This is a genomic window from Kosakonia sp. WA-90, assembly GCF_039871955.1.
Taxonomy (GTDB): domain Bacteria; phylum Pseudomonadota; class Gammaproteobacteria; order Enterobacterales; family Enterobacteriaceae; genus Kosakonia; species Kosakonia oryzendophytica.
In genome coordinates this window covers 250,387-266,069 of record NZ_JBDPLJ010000006.1, presented here as the reverse complement: position 1 = coordinate 266,069, position 15,683 = coordinate 250,387, and the positions used below count along the sequence as shown (strand labels likewise).

Here is a 15,683-nt window from a genome sequence, read left to right as displayed (position 1 = left end):
TGACAGCTGCCGCCGCAGCACTCCCGGCGACAGCGTGTGCCCCGGCTCCGCCACCAGGTAGGCAACCAGCCGCTTCTCACCCGGCGTGTCCTCCCGCACCGTCACCACCGCATCGCGCACCCCGTCGCACGCCACCAGGGCCGCCTCCGTCTCCCCCGGCTCAATGCGGAACCCGCGCAGCTTGACCTGAAAGTCATTGCGCCCCAGATACTCTATGTTGCCGTCCGCCCGCCAGCGGCCCAGGTCTCCGGTCCGGTACATCCGCTGCCCCTCCCCGCCCGCAAACGGGTCTGCCAGGAAACGCTCCGCCGTCAGTTCCGGACGGTTCAGGTAGCCGCGCGCCACCCCGTCGCCGCCGATATACAGCTCGCCCGTCACGCCGACCGGCACCGGCTGGCCCCGTTCGTCCAGAATATAGATGCGCAGATCGGCAAGAGGGGTGCCAATCAGACTCGCACCCTGGGGGGTAATGTCTGAGAGAGGAATGGCATAATAGGTGGCATGTACGGTAATTTCGGTTATGCCATACATGTTAATAAGACGCGTATTGCGATTGGATTCCCTGGCCACCCAGGGGAGAAGGGAGTGCATTTCAAGCGCTTCACCGCCGAAAATGATACAGCGCAGCGTATGTGGCGTCGTATCTTGCGCAGCAATCAATTGGCGAAACGCACTGGGAGTTTGGTTGAGGATGGTGACCTGCTCGCGGCATAACAGCGCGTAGAGTGTGTGCGGCGATCTGGCGCATGCGGTGGGTACAACAATTAACCGACCGCCGGAACATAACGCGCCAAACAATTCCCATACCGAAAAATCAAATGAGAAGGAGTGGCACAGCGTCCATCTGTCATTGTGGGTGAAATGAAAATGGGCCTGTGTTGTCGTTAAAAGACGCGAAACATTCCTATGTTCAACCATCACGCCTTTAGGCCGCCCCGTTGAACCCGAGGTATAAATCACGTACGCCAGATGGTGAGTAGCGAGGCCGAGTAACGCAGGATCCGGGTTGTTCTCATCCTCAATATTTTCAGATGAGGAATGGGGAGCATCCACCATCACGGTTGGTATTTGTTTGCCCAACGTATTCGCCAAAGAATATTGCGTGACTAAGGCGACAGGTGCGGCGTCTTCAAGCATATACATCAGACGTTCACCAGGGTAAACCGGATCCAGGGGAACATAAGCCCCGCCGGCTTTGAGAATACCAAGGATCCCCACCACCATTTCAAGACCACGCTCAAGGTGGATAGCCACCCGATCATTCGGGCGTACCCCCAGGGCGATTAAATGATGAGCCAATCTGTTCGCCCGGCGATTAAGCTCATCATAGGTCATTAATTTTTCGTCAAAAACAGCAGCAACAGCGTATGGTTTTTGCCGGACCTGCGCCTCAAACATTTCGTGGATTAATAGATGATTCACCCTGCTGCCTGCGAGTGGATGGGGAGCCTGTAACACTTGCTGGCGTTCATGGTCGGGTAAAACAGGCAAGCACGAAACCGGCGTGTTGAGGTCTTGCAAAGCCCCTTCCAGCAATACGGCGAGGCGAGATTGAATCGCAACAATATCCTCAGTCGTGAAATAAGCGTCAGAGTAATTAAACTCAACAATAACTGACTGATTCTGCTTATCATTGCTGGTGAATGCATATCGGTTAATGGTGACCGCCAGAGGATATTGCGCTCTGTGGTGCGGTTTAATGGATGTCACAACCGCCCCCTCCATATGCACATCTACCACGTAAGGCTCATACGATAACGTCATATCAAATAAATGCGCCCTGCCTGTATTCTGGTGTATTTTTGTTTTGCGCTGAATTTCCGCTATGGGTAAGCGCTGATGCTTGTAGCAATAACGCAATTCGGTCGCTGCTTTGTGCATAATTTCGGCAAAAGTATCTTCTGCCGTTAACTTTATGCGCACGGGAATAACAGAAGCATACATACCGACGGCTAATTTTTGACGCGCATTTCTGCGGTTATGCAATGGGATACCGAGAACGATATCTTCAATATCCTGAGTTCGCTTGAAATAACAGGCAAAAACGGCATACATAAAATGCAATACCGATAACCCTTGAGACTCAGCAGCCTGCTCAATACGCTGAAAAAGTTCGCCATCCAATACCCAATTAACCGGCTCAGATTGCAAAGGCGCCATTTTTTTTGCAGAAATTAGCGGCTGGAATAGCGAAGGGGGATGTGCCGCATAGCGTTCAAGCCAGAATTCAAGATCTTTTACACATTGTTTAGAATTAAGATAAGCCGCATCATCCGTAATAAAATCAGCATAGGAAGGTGCCTCATCATCTAAGGGCATTGCTTTCCGTATCAGTTGACTATAATTATAAGCCAACTCAGCATTAATCAGACTCAAACTCATCCCATCGGCAATAATATGATGGCAACAGAATTGCCAATACCAACTATTTTCACCGCTGCGTATTAATGCCGAACGCCACAAGGCTTTATCTAAATCAAAGGGGTTGTGAAAATTTTCACTTATACATTGCGCAATTTTTTGGGATATGTTACCCGCCGTTGAGAAGTCATAATATTTCAACAATGCAGGCGTAGCACTATCAAAACATTGGGCTGGAGTGTCACTGTTAACCAAATGTATTTGGAATGCATCATGACGCTTAATGATGGCTTCAAAAGCCTGAGACATGATCTCAGGAATGATATGCCCTTCTATCGCGACGACACAGCCGATATTGTAATTTGTGAGCTCAGGATTGAGCGATTGATCAAGCCAGATAGCCTGCTGTGCAGAACTGAGGGGGAAGCACTCTCCTGGCGATAGTGGGCTGTTGTTCAACGGTGAAAGATGACGTGCAGATGCAATATCAGTAGGAGATATACACATGATTTTCTTCCCTAATTTATAAAAACCACATCATTGTGTTAAATGAATTTCATTTTTAATCAGACGGATATCGTTCCAATGATATCCTTCATCAATACATGTTTTATTCCTGATGTTTAATCATTACCCACAGCCTTTCGATAAACATGTTTTAACACAGCTTACAGAAAGCGTTCTTAGCTGAACAAGAAATGTGCAAAAGAGAATGAAGAAAATTCTCATACACTGATATAGACGCGTTTAAAACGAGCAGTTAAATAACATCTCATCACCTTAGCATTCACAGCATGTAAAATATATCAAACAACACTTATTGAAACTTATAAAAACAAATTCAAAAACAAACCTCACCATAAAAAATCAACAGCAACCAATTAAATTAACAATGTCTGGCAAGTTTACAGGGCAAATGGAAAATTTGGCAAGAAGATTGTACCCCCTCTCTTTACGCTTTTGCGTCAACCATTACTTGTTAATGGCATTTACCCTTTTCACAAAGATACGAACTATAATATTTAAAGAGACATTAATTATATGAATAACAACAAGTCAATTTAATGCTATTACTCTTTGCAGAGATAAATGAGAAACTCGGTAAATAACTTTTATTGGTCGCCATATATATGCTGACTTTATTAGCTACCCATTCACAGCCGTCTTTCTTTCGCCAAATCAACGCGGGAGTCGTGTCGCACTTTCCTGCCATAGCTTACTGCCATGTGGTGTTCGACGAGCCTCTTTATCAGGATGCGTTATTTGGCGAAAACGCAATCCCTTTTCCTGCAGAACTGGAAAAAACAGCGCTAAAACGCCGTGCGGAATACCTTGCCGTTCGCTATGCCGCAAGACAATTGCTGCAAGATGCCGGCTGCGCTGGTTATGTTGGTATTGCCGCCAGTCGGGCTCCTGTCTGGCCCACAGGTTGGCGCGGCAGTCTTTCCCATACCGCGAGTCATGCAATCGCCATCATCACGCCCGACAACACAGGCCTTACGCCTGGCATTGATATTGAAATGCTTGCCCCGGAAACCATGCGGGAAACCGCAGATATCTTTACTGACGCCGAAGAGCAAAGTCTGCTTGCCAGCTGCGGTATTCCATACGAAACCGCGTTGCTCATCACCTTCTCCGTCAAAGAGAGCGTGTTTAAAGCGCTGTATCCGGAAGTAGGCTGCTTTTTCGGCTTTGACGCCGCACGGGTTTGCGCCATCGAACCCGCAACACAGTGCATCACCCTCGAACTGACGCAATCGTTGACACCGATGAGAAAGAGCGGACATCGGATCAGAGGTTATTACCTCCTCCAGGCTGACCGCGTAATCACACTCGTTGCATAAGCACGGATGATCCTCCGCCCCCACCGCGCCACGGTTTGCCTCTATCCCCTGCGTCTGCAGTGGCCTCACCAACGCTGTATGTGGCGTAGCGATAATTGTCGAGCACGGATAACGAACAGCAAGATGACCTTGCCTGGCTATTTCATCCGTTCTTCTTTTTACTTTTTATAATTCAGCCACTTGCCATACGCCAGCATTGGTCCAGATTGTGAAACCATTGGAGAAGGAGCGTGAGGCAGGCGTAAGGCCGCCGTTATTTTTGTCGAGAGATTCCAGCATAAAGGAGACATGGTAGGCGCGCCCCGGCTGGAAGGTATAACCATAAGTCGGAAGGCATTTCTGCACAGAAACAGGAACATCCACAATATTGTATTTCTGCAATTGATGCTCCGGATTGCCAATTTCCTCAATCCAGAGACTGCTCATCCGCTCGCGGCCCTCGGGTTGAACCTGTATGCATAGCGAATTCGCCACCATGAGCAGTTTTGCGGAATAGACCATGGGCACGCGATCGCCCATCGGGCAACCGGTTAAAAAAAGGGGGAAAAAAATGACGGGAAAAATCCGTTTCACACGCTGCCACTCCTGTCGGGATAAAAACCGGGTCAGTATAAGCCTGAACCGTCTGTGCTGACAGCGTCCATAAAAAAACCCGCCTGTTTTCAGACGGGTTCTATATTAGCGCGCACAGTTCATTCCAGTAGCTGTAGCGCATGACCAGATGTAAGCGCTCATTTTTCATCGTAAATCCATACCGACGGATGGTAATCAAGGCCATAGAGCAGGCCGAACGGGATCAGCAACGCCACATGGCGACCTGAATCATACTCCCCGTCTTCCACCCGCACAGGCAGCGCAGGCGTGAGGCGATTAAACCATTGTTGCAGCATTGTCTTCATCAGCGCGTTCTCCGGTTAACGTTGACCCTGTCAGTTAAGCGCAAACCGTTCCATAACCAAAACGAGAATTTTTGCGCTGGTTTTCCGAAAAACGCATATGGATTTCCTTCAACACAGTGGAATAAAAAAGCCCCCGGCGCGAACGCAGGAGGCAAGGCTGTGTCCGAGCCAAAAACCGTTAGTTAAACACTATACCCCCATCAATCAGCAGCGACTGGCCTGTCATATAATCCGAGTCCGGCCCGGCAAGGTATGAGACACAAGCCGCCACATCTTCCGGTTCCGACAAGCGACCCAGCGTAATGCGTTTGGCAAATTGTTCCGTACCGTAGCCCGGTTGTTTGCCTGCTGCTTCTGATACCTGACGATCGATTTCCGCCCACATCGGCGTTTTAACAATTCCCGGGCAATAGCCGTTAACGGTAATCCCCAACGGGGCCAGATCCCGCGCCGCGGTTTGCGTCAGACCACGCACAGCAAACTTACTGGAGCTGTAAACCGCCAGTTCCGGGTTACCCACATGCCCGGCCTGCGAACAGGCATTGATGATCTTGCCGCCGTGTTTTTCCGCTTTAAACGCGTTGACAGCCGCCTGGATCCCCCAAATCACGCCTTTCACGTTGATGTTATAAACCTTATCCACCACCGCTTCAGTAATCGACTCAATCGGAGTAGAAGGCGCGACGCCCGCGTTATTGACGATCACATCAAAACCTTGCAGTTTTGTCCTGGCCTCTTCTACGGCGGCAAAAACCCGCTCACGATCGGCAACATCCACCGTTACCGCAATGGCGCTGCCCTTACCATGTGCGTGATTGATCTCGTCGGCTACCGCATGGGCGGTTTCCGCGTTGTAATCTGCCACGGCAACAGCAAACCCGTCATTGGCCAGACGCAGGGCAATGGCTTTACCAATCCCCTGGCCTGCGCCGGTTACAAATGCGACTTTTTTCATAGCATTTTCCTGGTTATTTACAGAATCTGATTAAGATTGAGCTGGCTCATCAGCAGCGGGTTGTCGCTATAATCCACCGGAATGGCGACCACTGCCGGGCCATCGATATCCATGGCGGCGCGCAGCGTTGGTTCCAGTTCCGCAGTGCTCTCCACAGCAAAACCGGCCGCGCCAAACGCCTGAGCATAGGCTTTAAAATCCACCGGGCCGAAATTCACGCCGGAGAGCCGTTGGTATTTTTTCTCTTCCTGGATAGCCACCATGTTGTAGGCGTTATCCACCCAGATGATGTGCAGGATATTCGCGCCCAGACGTACAGCGGTTTCCAGCTCCATGCTGGATTGCAGGAAACCGCCATCGCCGGAGACGGAGACCACTTTCCGGCCGGGGTTGACCAGCCAGGCGCCGATCGCCCATGGCAGCGAGACGCCCATGGTCTGCTGACCATTGGAAATCATCATCTGACGGGCGCGGAAACTGTAGAGGTAACGGGCGATCCAGATATGGAAACTCCCCATATCTACCGTCAGCGTAACGTCGTTATTCACGATGTCCTGCATAGCCCGCACAATCCGCAACGGATGGATCGCAAACTGACTCAGCTGCGCCCCCCGGCGGCTTAGCAATTCACGCTGGTTGCGACGTTCAATGAGAATTTCCGAGGCCCGCGGCGAGAGAACCAGCGGTTTTTCGATGCGCGCCGCCAGTTTGCTCAGAGTGGCGGAAATATCGCCGACCAGTTCAATGTCCGGCACGTAGTGGCGCTCCTCATAAGCCGGGAGCACATCGATGTGCACCAGTTTTGCCTCACCGGTATTCCACATCGCCGGTTCATATTCCACCGGGCTGTAACCGATGCAGATAATCAGATCCGCCAGCCGCAGCAACCGATCTCCCGCCTGGTTATTGAACAGGCCAACACGCCCGGCAAAACGCGTAAAGTGCTGTTGATTGACGGCCCCGGCGGCCTGGTAGGTACTGGTAATGGGGATATGGCTCTTTTCCAGCAACTGGTGCAGCGCGCTAATGTTCTCCTGCCGGCTGGCCATCAGTCCGAGCAAAAACACCGGGTTTTGCGCGGCGGCGATGCGTTTTGCCACCTCGTCAATGGCGGCGTCAGGCGCGGCGCCAAGTTGCAGAACACCGCTGGCGGGAAGAATATCGCCAGTTGCCGGTTGGTCGGCGATATCCTGCGGCACACTGATAAATGCACTGCCTGGCCTTCCCTGTTCGGCTGCGCGAAACGCATTCGACACCACTTCGGAGATGGCATCCGGCGACGAAATTTCCACGGCGTATTTAGTGACGGGATTAAACATCGCCACGGTGTCCATGCTCTGATGCACCAGTTTGGCTTTGTCGGCGCGTTTGACCGCGCCGCCAATCGCCACCAGCGGATCCCCTTCGGTATTGGCGGTCGCCATCCCGGTAATCAGGTTAGAGCATCCCGGCCCGGAGGTGACCAGCGCCACGCCCGCTTTGCCGGTAATTCGCCCGACGGCCGCGGCCATAAATGCCGCATTGGCTTCATGGCGCACCGGGATAATGCGGATGGTTGAATCGAGGAGGGAGTCAAAAACCTTATCGATTTTGGCGCCGGGAATGCCAAAGATCTGTTTGACGCCCTGAGCTTCCAGTTGGCCCACAATCATATCAGCGCCGTGCGCCCACTGGTGTGTACGATTTTCACTGCTCATCAGTCTCTCCTTGAAATGGGCTTAACTCTCCACGGAACGAATGGCGGCATCCAGATTGTCCGGATGCAGATCGGCGTTCAGGAAGGCATCATCCGCAGGCAGATCGATCATCAGCTTGTAAATGGCGCCAAACGCCAGCGTGCCGTGCTCCAGCTGGTAGTCCAGCAAGTGACCGCCACCGCGGCGATCGTCGGTAATAAAGTGCTCGTGGTAACCCGCAACGTTGATACCCTGCATATGCTGCGGTGTACGAAATCCCACCAGTACGCCACTACGCTGGTTGAAGCGGAACACCGGTTGATCGTCGAGCACGTCGGTCATGGCGCGGTAGGGCGGCGTCTGGCGCGGAACCGTGCGGGTATGGGCGTGACAAAAATGGCCATCAATGCGCAGTGCACAAAAGAGATTGTCGGACGGGATCTGTTTATCGATGATGTCGTGCAGTTGCTGCCGACTGACAGGTTTATCAAACTGCTGGCGGTACTGTGGCAAAAACCAGGTCATGACCGCGAACGGTGTTTTCTGCTGCGGGCTCGCCTCCCGCGCACTGCCATCCGCCCTCAGCTGATAAACTTCACTGTTGAAAGCAATCAGCTCACCGTCCAATTCGTTAAAAGTACCGAGCCCAAAATCACCGTGGTCGAGCAACGCCTTGATCGTCGTCTCCCCCTCATACACCCCGCTGAGCAGCGCACTCATTAGCGATGTTTGATATATCACGCCATTTGGATTGTTTCTGGAAAAAGCACGAAATGTTTCTCGTAGATTTTCCTCACAACAACAATCATTTACATGAGTCATACTCTTTTCCCTCGCTGAGTAGTCGTTCAGAAAAGCTGATAAAATATTGACTCGCTTCAGCCGGGGATTCCAATATACAAAGCATCAGGGTTTGAGATGTTTTCGATATGGAACTTCGTTATCTACGCTATTTTGTTGCCGTTGCGCAGGCACAACACTTCACCCGTGCCGCCGAAGTGCTGGGAATTTCCCAGCCGCCACTAAGTCAGCAAATCCGTCGTCTGGAGGAGGAAGTGGGCACGCCGCTGTTCTACCGATTGACGCGCGGTGTGGAACTGACCGAAGCCGGTGAGGCTTTCTATGAAGACGCGTGCCAGATCCTGGCGCTGAGCGATGCCGCGTTGGAAAAAGCCAAAGGCATTGCCCGGGGAATCAATGGCAAACTCTATTTGGGAGTGACCAGCTCTAACGCTTTCCACGGCAAAATATTTTCGGTACTGCAAAGGTTCAGAGACGACTACCCGCAGGTGTCGCTCTACCAGAAAGAGGACAATATGGCGACGCTGATGCAGGAACTGGATGAGGGGTTGATCGATGTGGCGTTTGTCCGCTTGCCCTGCGAGAACAGCAAGTCGTTCAATCTGAAGCTGATTGATGAAGAACCGATGATTATTGCGCTGCACCACACGCACCCGCTCTCCGCCAAAACAGAATTATCGCTGTTTGAGCTGCAAAAAACGCCGGTGGTGATCTTTCCGCAGGAGGTGGCGCCGGGGCTTTACGAGCTGGTGTATAACGCCTGCCTGCGCGCGGGCATCAATATGGACGCTCAGCAGCAGGCATCGCAATTCGCGTCGTCTTTGAGCATGGTGGCGGCAGGCTTTGGCTTTGCCATCATTCCCCAGTCAATGGCGTGCATCAGCCATCCGCAGGTAACATTTCACCAAATGGAAGAGACGCTGAAGACCGATATTGCGCTGGCATGGCGGAAGTTTGAACGTTCCCCCGCCGTGCGGCGCTTTATCGACAACTTTTAACCCCGGCGCGTTAGCCGTGCCGGGTGTTCACCACCTGCCCGATGCCTTTGCCTTCTAACGCTTCATTGGGATCGGCAAAGAAATCGATATTGAAATAGGTATCGTCCGTCAGCAGTTCGATATGATGCCAGTACTGCGGCGGACTGATGCCAAAGTGTCCTGCTTCGAGCACCACTTCACTTTCCGGCGTGGTGTCATGCTCATTCGCGAAACCGAAATATTTCACTGCTCCCTGCATCACCGATAGCCGGCCGTACACGCCTTTTTGGGTGTTGTGGTGGGTTAACAGCGCATGCGGCACCGTCTCTTTCGTCCAGAACGGGGTGGAGCGGGTGTGGCGAAAATGCACAGGAATACCTGATGCCATGAGAACCTCCTCGGTATTACCAACCGCAGACGTTGGTTTCTTCATCGGATTCGTAGCCACGCACAATATTAATCAGCTCTTTAACCGAATCGGCAGCGTTTAGCGGGTCTTTTAATTCATTAATACTGGTAAAATCTTTATCTACGGATACACCGTTATTGTTATTGGTTACCGTCAGGACAATCTCACTGGCATTATTTTTAGCTTCAGAAAGCCGTGCCACGAGTTCCATTACGGCCTGGACTGCCACATCCGGAACATATAACGACATCGGTTTCAGATACACTTTTTCTTCGGTTTCATTGTTGCTGCGGTTAGATACCGCTAAAGAATAACCTTTATTTTCAATGGTCATAATGAATACCTCAACCTTCAATCAAAATTTTCGGGTCAACATAGAAATCCACGCTGAATATCGTGTCATCGGATAATGCCTCAATGTTGTGCCATTTCTCCGGCGGGAATACACCAAATTCTCCGGCGTTAATGGTCAGCGTTTCCACGGGCTCGGGGCTGGTTTCATCGGCGTAGCCGTAATAGCGGATCGCCCCTTGTAGAACACTGAGTCGTGGATAGACGCCCTGCCGGGTACCGGCATCAAGATGACGTTTCCAGATGGACGCCGGCGCGGTCTCTTTGGTCCAGAACGGTGTGGTGCGGGTGTGGACATAGTCCACGGGTATCGCAATACGTTGCATGTTTCATCCTCATGGTTCTCAGCAAACGGCGCCTGCCGGGAAGGTAAAAAACATATGTTGCATATCATATGCCTGTTTTATAAATTTGTGGACCACTTTTTTAGTGGTTATTTTTATGGGTTTTCAGTACTCAGAAAGGGTTATTGAAAAACATGCTATCGAGGGGGAAAAATAGTCATTAGATTGTTTAAAAAAGGTATCAAAGACATCATGAAAAACAAATCAAAGTTGAATTCATTTTATTATGGCTTCCCTGTATTTTTAGTTACCACGCAAGATAGTAATGGCAACACAAATATTTCCGCCGCTTCATCCTCTATTTCCCTTGGCGAAAAGCTGATTATTGGCATCAGCAAAGGAAGTAAAACCTGGCATAATTTGATGGCAGGTTCCGATGCCGTAATTAATATTCCCGATCACACCCAGTGGGAGAAAGTCGAGCAAATTGGCAGACTGACCGGCGGTGATACCTTGTCGGAAGCACAAACCAAATGGGGCGTTGAGATTTGCCACGATAAATTCAGTAAAAGCGGACTGCACGCCGAAGCATCCGTGGACGTCGCACCGCCGCGCATTGCAGAATGCCCGATTCAGGCCGAATGTCGGTTAGTGAGCACCAGCGATAAAGGGCGCTTTATCCTCGCCGAGCTGGATATTGTTAACCTGTGGGTTGACGATCATCTGTTGGGGGAAAACGGCATGGTGGATTCCACCAAATGGAAGCCGCTGATTTTCAATTTCCGCGAGTACGACACCGTCGGCAGCGCACTGGGTTTTAATGTGAAATACGGTCACTGACCCGGCTTAATGCCCCCGCAACCGGGGGCTTTAACGCGTTTACTCCAGCAACCCTTTATCCCAATCGGCGAAGATGGCGGCGAGAGAATATTGTGCAGCATCGGCTGCGCTTAGCTGATATCTTTCGCCTCCCTGCCCGGCCCCTGGCCCGCGGTTTGCGGACTCGTAAAAGCGGCTATCTTCAGGATAAAACCAGATCTTCTCCCCCGCTTTGTCTTTGCCGGACATTTTGTCCCAACCGTAGATATGATCGTCAATGTCGCAGTTGATAAAGGCCGCCAGACCGATCGCGTTCGGATCGGCATAACGCCCGTCGCTAAATTGCGTCGTTGGGTGCCATGGTCGCCCAAGCGCAAAGCTTTTCGCTGGTACGCCCGCCTCTTTGCTCAGCGTGCTGTTGATGATAAACAAGCCAAACTTCTCATCCGCCTGTGTGGCCGGAGCCATGATGTAGCCATACGGCGGGGCAGTGTCGTTACGGTTACGGGCAATGATCTCGCAGCGATCGAACACAGCGATGCCAGGGCCAAAGATAAAATCGACATGCCCGCTGACCTCACAATCAGTGAAATAACTGCGACTGCCGCTCTTGCTGTAAAACGTGTCCTGGTACCCTTCCAGCCGGACATGACGGAAGCGCGCTTTGTCGACATTTTCCGACACCATTAACGCCACAGCCTGGGTATCCTTCAGCTTCTTCGCATCGCCATCCGGCAGCGCCGCATTGGCCGGGAAATCAAAGCTATTGCGGATGGTCAGATTCTCAATCGTCACGTTATTGGCGCGGATCTCAACGGTGCTGGTACGCCCGGTGCCTAACTTCTGCCCGCTATCATCTAACGCCCCGGCGGGTGTGTTGGCTTCAATCTGGGTTAGCGTTTTCGACTCCCCTACCAGCGTGACGGGTTTTTCAATCACCAGCCGCTCATTCCAGCGCCCCTCTTTTATCAGAATACGCCACGGCGTGCCGCTGTCCGGTGCGGCCGCCAGCGCCTGGCGAATCGTGGCGAACTCGCCAGCCTTGGGTGAAACAGAGACCACGGCGTTCCACTCCGCCGCCTGGACGGAAACGCTTATGCAAGCTAATAGCAACGCGGACGCGGAACAGTACAGTGTTTTCATCAGACTCTCCTTCGTGTTTTAACCTGTCAGCACGCGCGCTCAATTCTGGCGTCTGACGGCTCTGCGCGGTGACAATTGATGCAACGGCTTCCACTTCCGAGACCAGTCGGTCGGTTAACGGGGGTGATATGCGCGATATTCACGCGATCTTTTTGCAGGGTAAGCCGCAGTGAAGCCATGCAAGGGGCGCGAGGAGCATCACTGCGCAGACATGTTGATGGCCCGCCATTACCGGCAGGCAAGATAACGGTGCTTAATCCCAAGAGGTATTGCATTGTCATTCTCCCGAAACAAGGGCTCCCGGCGATAGCTCGCCGATGTCATCCTGCGTGTCTGTTCCTGGAAAATGAGGCTCAATAAAATGCCGGATGACGCCAAGCGGATCCGGCCAGAAGTCCGACCAAAAATATGTGCTTATTTTTATAGAGATACAAACAAAACGAAGTTTTACACATAACGAAACGCAGTTTTGAGATCGAATTCAAAAATATCACAATCGAAAAAAACCCGGCGAACGCCGGGCTTCAGATTAACGAGCAAACACGCGTGCAGGCCCAGTGATCTGCACATTGACCTGCATACCTGGCGACCAGGCAGCATCCGTCACGGTTTGCAAACTGAGGGATTCACCACTCTGTGCGAAGCGCAGCGTCAGCGAAGAGAGATAACCGGCAAAATCGATCCCGACAATCTGCGCTTGTGGGGCCGCCTGCTGATTGTCACAAGGCAGAACGCGGATCTGCTCCGGACGCAACATGATCCGTTTTGCACCGCACACCGCGGCACTGTCGACCGCCACCTCACCTAACAGGCAACGCGCCTTACCCTCAGCGACCTCCGCAGGGAGGATCAACGCATCCCCTAAAAACAGCGCAGTTTCTTCATCCGTAGGTTGCGAATAGACCTCAAACGGTGACCCCACCTGAGTAAAACGCCCGTGGCGGATAACCGCAATCTGGCTGGCGAAGGAGAGCGCTTCTTTCTGGTCGTGCGTCACCAAAATCGACGCCACACCTGCCTGCGTCAGCAGTTCTGCCGTGGCCTTACGGGTCGCCGCCCGCAAGCCGGTATCCAGTGCCGAAAAAGGCTCATCCAGTAGCATCACTGCGGGCTGCTGCGCCAGCGCACGGGCCAGTGCCACACGCTGTTGCTGCCCACCGGAAATCTCATGCGGCCAGCGTCGGGCCAGTTTCGCATCCAGAGAGACCATTGCCATCAAGGCCGCCACGCGATCGCGCTTCGCCTGGCGCGCGCCACGCAATCCCCAGGCAATGTTTTCCCCCACGCGAAGATGGGGAAATAACGCGCCTTCCTGCGGTACAAAACCAATGCGGCGCTGATGGGCCGGAACACACTGCCCGTCGGCGAATAACGGCTTTCCCTGCATCATAATCTGGCCGCTGTCCGGCGCATCAAACCCGGCTATCAGGCGCAGCAACGTGGTTTTACCGGAGCCGGACGGCCCGACAATCGCCGTACGGCTGCCAGGTGGAATAGTCAGACTGACATCGTCCAGTACCCGTACGGCGCCAAATGTTTTGGAAATATGCGTGAGTTCTAACATCTTAAAGACCTGAAAGTTTTTGTGATTGCTTGTACAGCAGGCCGGTCAGCGGCAGTGAAATCAGGATCATCAGCGCGGCATAAGGCGCCGCTGCAACATAATCAATCTCGCTGGTCAGCGCCCAGAACCCCGTCGCCAGTGTACGGGTGCCAAGCGGTGAAAGCAGTAACGTCGCGGTAAGTTCATTACTCGCGCCAAGAAATACCAGCGCCGCAGCGGCCGCCGCGCCCGGCGCCGCAAGCCGTAACGTTACGCTGAGCAGTGCTCTGGCGGGTGTTGTACCAAGACTTTGCGCTACACGTTCCAGCTCAACCGGCGCTTGTGCAATACCGGCGCGAAGATTCACCAGCGCTCTGGGCATAAACATCAGCACGTAGGCAAGAAACAGCGTCACTTCGGTCTGGTAAATCGGCCGGGCGTAATGGATGGTCACCGTCACCAGTGCCAGTGCGACAACAATTCCCGGTAGCGAGCTGGCAATGTAATTACAGCCTTCGAGCAGGCGAAAGGCAGGGCGCGGATGACGTACGCTAAGCCAGGCCGTTGGGAGCGCAAAAGCGGTGGTGATTACCGCGCCGCAAAGCGCCAGAAAAAGCGTCTGGTGCAGAGAAAGCCACAAATCGGCATTATCCCAGCAGGCGACCCCACCTAACCATAACCAACGGGCAAGCACGACAAGCGGCGTGCCCAGCGACAGGATCACGGCGCAAAGGCACACTAACAGCCCCAACGTACGGCCCCAGCCGCCCAATTCATGTTGCTGCTGCTTACGCGCCGCGCCAGCGCCAACACGGGCATAGCGAGCGCTGCCGCGCGCAGCGTTTTCCAGTAACAGTAACCCCAGGCAGCAGATTGCCAGAACGCCCGCCAGCATATTCGCCGCCGGGCCGCTAAAAGTGGACTGAAACTGGTCGTAAATGGCGGTGGTGAAGGTGTCGAAACGGATCATCACAAACAGGCCATATTCCGCCAGCAAGTGAAGTGCCACCAGCAGCGCACCACCGCAGAGCGCCAGCTTAAGTTGGGGCAACACGACGCGGAAAAAGATAAGCCAGGGCGGTGTTCCCAGCGAGGCGGCCACATCTTCCAGCCCCGGATCCAGTCGGCGCAACACGGCGGCCACCGGCATAGTGATAAACGGAAAATAGGCCAGCACGGAGATAAAAACCGCCGCCCAAAGCCCATTAAATGCAGGCGCAACGCTGACCCACGCATAGCTTTGCACGAATGCGGGAATGGCCAGCGGCGCGACCGCCAGAACCGACCATAGCCGTCGGCCTGGCAGCGAGGTCCTTTCGGTTAGCCACGCGATCGCCGTGCCAAGGACCACGCAGGCAGGCACGGCAATGGCGACCAACAGAAAGGTATTGCTCACCAGTTCGCCCACGCGGGGGCGGAAAATGAGCGCTTTAACGCTCTCCCATCCGGTGTCGATTCCCACAGCGATAACAAACCCCACGGGAAGTAAAGCAAGCAACGCGACAAAAAGGGCTAACACCACTAACACCACCGGGGGACGGTGACGCGTGGTCTGGCTGGCCGCGGCGGTTGCCGCCGGAAGCGTTAAACTGGACATAAAGCGCTCATGGTTATGCAATCA

General features: G+C 53.0%; 15 protein-coding genes. 3 read left to right on the top strand and 12 right to left on the bottom strand.

Annotation, left to right across the window (positions count from 1 at the left end):
• On the bottom strand, positions 1-2,868 hold a 2,868-nt coding region (locus ABGA49_RS13090; RefSeq protein ID WP_347665640.1), incomplete at its 3' end, for an amino acid adenylation domain-containing protein.
• 623 nt (positions 2,869-3,491) lie between these two features.
• Between ABGA49_RS13090 and ABGA49_RS13085 the strand changes: the two genes are divergently transcribed.
• Positions 3,492-4,205: a 4'-phosphopantetheinyl transferase superfamily protein gene (locus ABGA49_RS13085; protein WP_088238394.1), complete on the top strand. Its 714-nt coding sequence runs from the start codon at positions 3,492-3,494 to the stop codon at positions 4,203-4,205.
• A gap of 165 nt (positions 4,206-4,370) precedes the next feature.
• Here the strand turns inward: ABGA49_RS13085 and ABGA49_RS13080 are convergent, their stop codons facing one another.
• From ABGA49_RS13080 to budA, 5 genes are all read right to left on the bottom strand, one after another.
• On the bottom strand, positions 4,371-4,778 hold the full coding sequence (locus tag ABGA49_RS13080; RefSeq protein ID WP_347665639.1) for a putative T6SS immunity periplasmic lipoprotein: 408 nt from the start codon (positions 4,776-4,778) through the stop codon (positions 4,371-4,373).
• 158 nt (positions 4,779-4,936) lie between these two features.
• Positions 4,937-5,104 carry a hypothetical protein gene (locus ABGA49_RS13075; RefSeq protein ID WP_347665638.1) on the bottom strand — a complete coding sequence of 56 codons (168 nt, stop codon included), beginning with the start codon at positions 5,102-5,104 and terminating at the stop codon, positions 4,937-4,939.
• A 178-nt stretch (positions 5,105-5,282) separates the two neighbouring features.
• On the bottom strand, positions 5,283-6,059 hold the full coding sequence (locus tag ABGA49_RS13070) for a (S)-acetoin forming diacetyl reductase (RefSeq protein WP_347665637.1): 777 nt from the start codon (positions 6,057-6,059) through the stop codon (positions 5,283-5,285).
• 17 nt (positions 6,060-6,076) lie between these two features.
• Entirely contained in the window at positions 6,077-7,756 is a 1,680-nt protein-coding gene (alsS, locus tag ABGA49_RS13065; RefSeq protein ID WP_061493180.1) for an acetolactate synthase AlsS, read from the bottom strand.
• 21 nt (positions 7,757-7,777) lie between these two features.
• Complete coding sequence (gene budA / locus ABGA49_RS13060; protein ID WP_061493179.1) at positions 7,778-8,557, bottom strand: acetolactate decarboxylase; 780 nt, start codon at positions 8,555-8,557, stop codon at positions 7,778-7,780.
• Positions 8,558-8,664: 107 nt separating this feature from the next.
• On the opposite strand from budA, the gene ABGA49_RS13055 reads away from it, so the two are divergent.
• A complete protein-coding gene (locus ABGA49_RS13055) occupies positions 8,665-9,534 on the top strand; it encodes a LysR family transcriptional regulator (RefSeq protein WP_061493178.1) in 870 nt (289 codons plus the stop codon).
• A gap of 10 nt (positions 9,535-9,544) precedes the next feature.
• Here the strand turns inward: ABGA49_RS13055 and ABGA49_RS13050 are convergent, their stop codons facing one another.
• The 3 genes from ABGA49_RS13050 to ABGA49_RS13040 are packed head-to-tail and all read right to left on the bottom strand — an operon-like array spanning position 9,545 to position 10,599.
• Positions 9,545-9,901: a DUF1971 domain-containing protein gene (locus ABGA49_RS13050; RefSeq protein ID WP_347665636.1), complete on the bottom strand. Its 357-nt coding sequence runs from the start codon at positions 9,899-9,901 to the stop codon at positions 9,545-9,547.
• A gap of 16 nt (positions 9,902-9,917) precedes the next feature.
• Positions 9,918-10,256, bottom strand: a complete 339-nt coding sequence (locus tag ABGA49_RS13045) for a DUF1869 domain-containing protein (RefSeq protein WP_061493176.1) — start codon at positions 10,254-10,256, stop codon at positions 9,918-9,920.
• A gap of 10 nt (positions 10,257-10,266) precedes the next feature.
• Positions 10,267-10,599, bottom strand: a complete 333-nt coding sequence (locus ABGA49_RS13040) for a DUF1971 domain-containing protein (RefSeq protein ID WP_061493175.1) — start codon at positions 10,597-10,599, stop codon at positions 10,267-10,269.
• Between the two features lie 210 nt (positions 10,600-10,809).
• Here ABGA49_RS13040 and ABGA49_RS13035 point away from each other — a divergent pair, with 210 nt between their 5' ends.
• Positions 10,810-11,397, top strand: coding sequence for a flavin reductase family protein (locus ABGA49_RS13035; RefSeq protein WP_061493174.1), 588 nt, complete (start codon positions 10,810-10,812; stop codon positions 11,395-11,397).
• A 39-nt stretch (positions 11,398-11,436) separates the two neighbouring features.
• Here ABGA49_RS13035 and ABGA49_RS13030 read toward each other — a convergent pair whose 3' ends face one another.
• The 3 genes from ABGA49_RS13030 to ABGA49_RS13020 form a co-directional block, all read right to left on the bottom strand.
• Complete coding sequence (locus ABGA49_RS13030; protein WP_347665635.1) at positions 11,437-12,519, bottom strand: pectinesterase family protein; 1,083 nt, start codon at positions 12,517-12,519, stop codon at positions 11,437-11,439.
• Between the two features lie 529 nt (positions 12,520-13,048).
• Entirely contained in the window at positions 13,049-14,083 is a 1,035-nt protein-coding gene (locus tag ABGA49_RS13025) for an ABC transporter ATP-binding protein (RefSeq protein WP_061493172.1), read from the bottom strand.
• 1 nt (position 14,084) lies between these two features.
• Positions 14,085-15,659 carry an iron ABC transporter permease gene (locus ABGA49_RS13020; protein ID WP_347665634.1) on the bottom strand — a complete coding sequence of 525 codons (1,575 nt, stop codon included), beginning with the start codon at positions 15,657-15,659 and terminating at the stop codon, positions 14,085-14,087.
• Positions 15,660-15,683: the final 24 nt, after the last annotated feature.

Excerpts from the sequence above, each read along its gene's own strand:
- alsS (WP_061493180.1), bottom strand. The coding sequence starts at position 7,756 with ATGAGCAGTGAAAATCGTACACACCAGTGGGCGCACGGCGCTGATATG.
- ABGA49_RS13035 (WP_061493174.1), top strand. The coding sequence starts at position 10,810 with ATGAAAAACAAATCAAAGTTGAATTCATTTTATTATGGCTTCCCTGTA.
- ABGA49_RS13045 (WP_061493176.1), bottom strand. The coding sequence starts at position 10,256 with ATGACCATTGAAAATAAAGGTTATTCTTTAGCGGTATCTAACCGCAGC.
- ABGA49_RS13085 (WP_088238394.1), top strand. The coding sequence starts at position 3,492 with ATGCTGACTTTATTAGCTACCCATTCACAGCCGTCTTTCTTTCGCCAA.
- ABGA49_RS13020 (WP_347665634.1), bottom strand. The coding sequence starts at position 15,659 with ATGTCCAGTTTAACGCTTCCGGCGGCAACCGCCGCGGCCAGCCAGACC.
- ABGA49_RS13025 (WP_061493172.1), bottom strand. The coding sequence starts at position 14,083 with ATGTTAGAACTCACGCATATTTCCAAAACATTTGGCGCCGTACGGGTA.
- budA (WP_061493179.1), bottom strand. The coding sequence starts at position 8,557 with ATGACTCATGTAAATGATTGTTGTTGTGAGGAAAATCTACGAGAAACA.
- ABGA49_RS13055 (WP_061493178.1), top strand. The coding sequence starts at position 8,665 with ATGGAACTTCGTTATCTACGCTATTTTGTTGCCGTTGCGCAGGCACAA.
- ABGA49_RS13070 (WP_347665637.1), bottom strand. The coding sequence starts at position 6,059 with ATGAAAAAAGTCGCATTTGTAACCGGCGCAGGCCAGGGGATTGGTAAA.
- ABGA49_RS13075 (WP_347665638.1), bottom strand. The coding sequence starts at position 5,104 with ATGAAGACAATGCTGCAACAATGGTTTAATCGCCTCACGCCTGCGCTG.
- ABGA49_RS13040 (WP_061493175.1), bottom strand. The coding sequence starts at position 10,599 with ATGCAACGTATTGCGATACCCGTGGACTATGTCCACACCCGCACCACA.
- ABGA49_RS13050 (WP_347665636.1), bottom strand. The coding sequence starts at position 9,901 with ATGGCATCAGGTATTCCTGTGCATTTTCGCCACACCCGCTCCACCCCG.
- ABGA49_RS13030 (WP_347665635.1), bottom strand. The coding sequence starts at position 12,519 with ATGAAAACACTGTACTGTTCCGCGTCCGCGTTGCTATTAGCTTGCATA.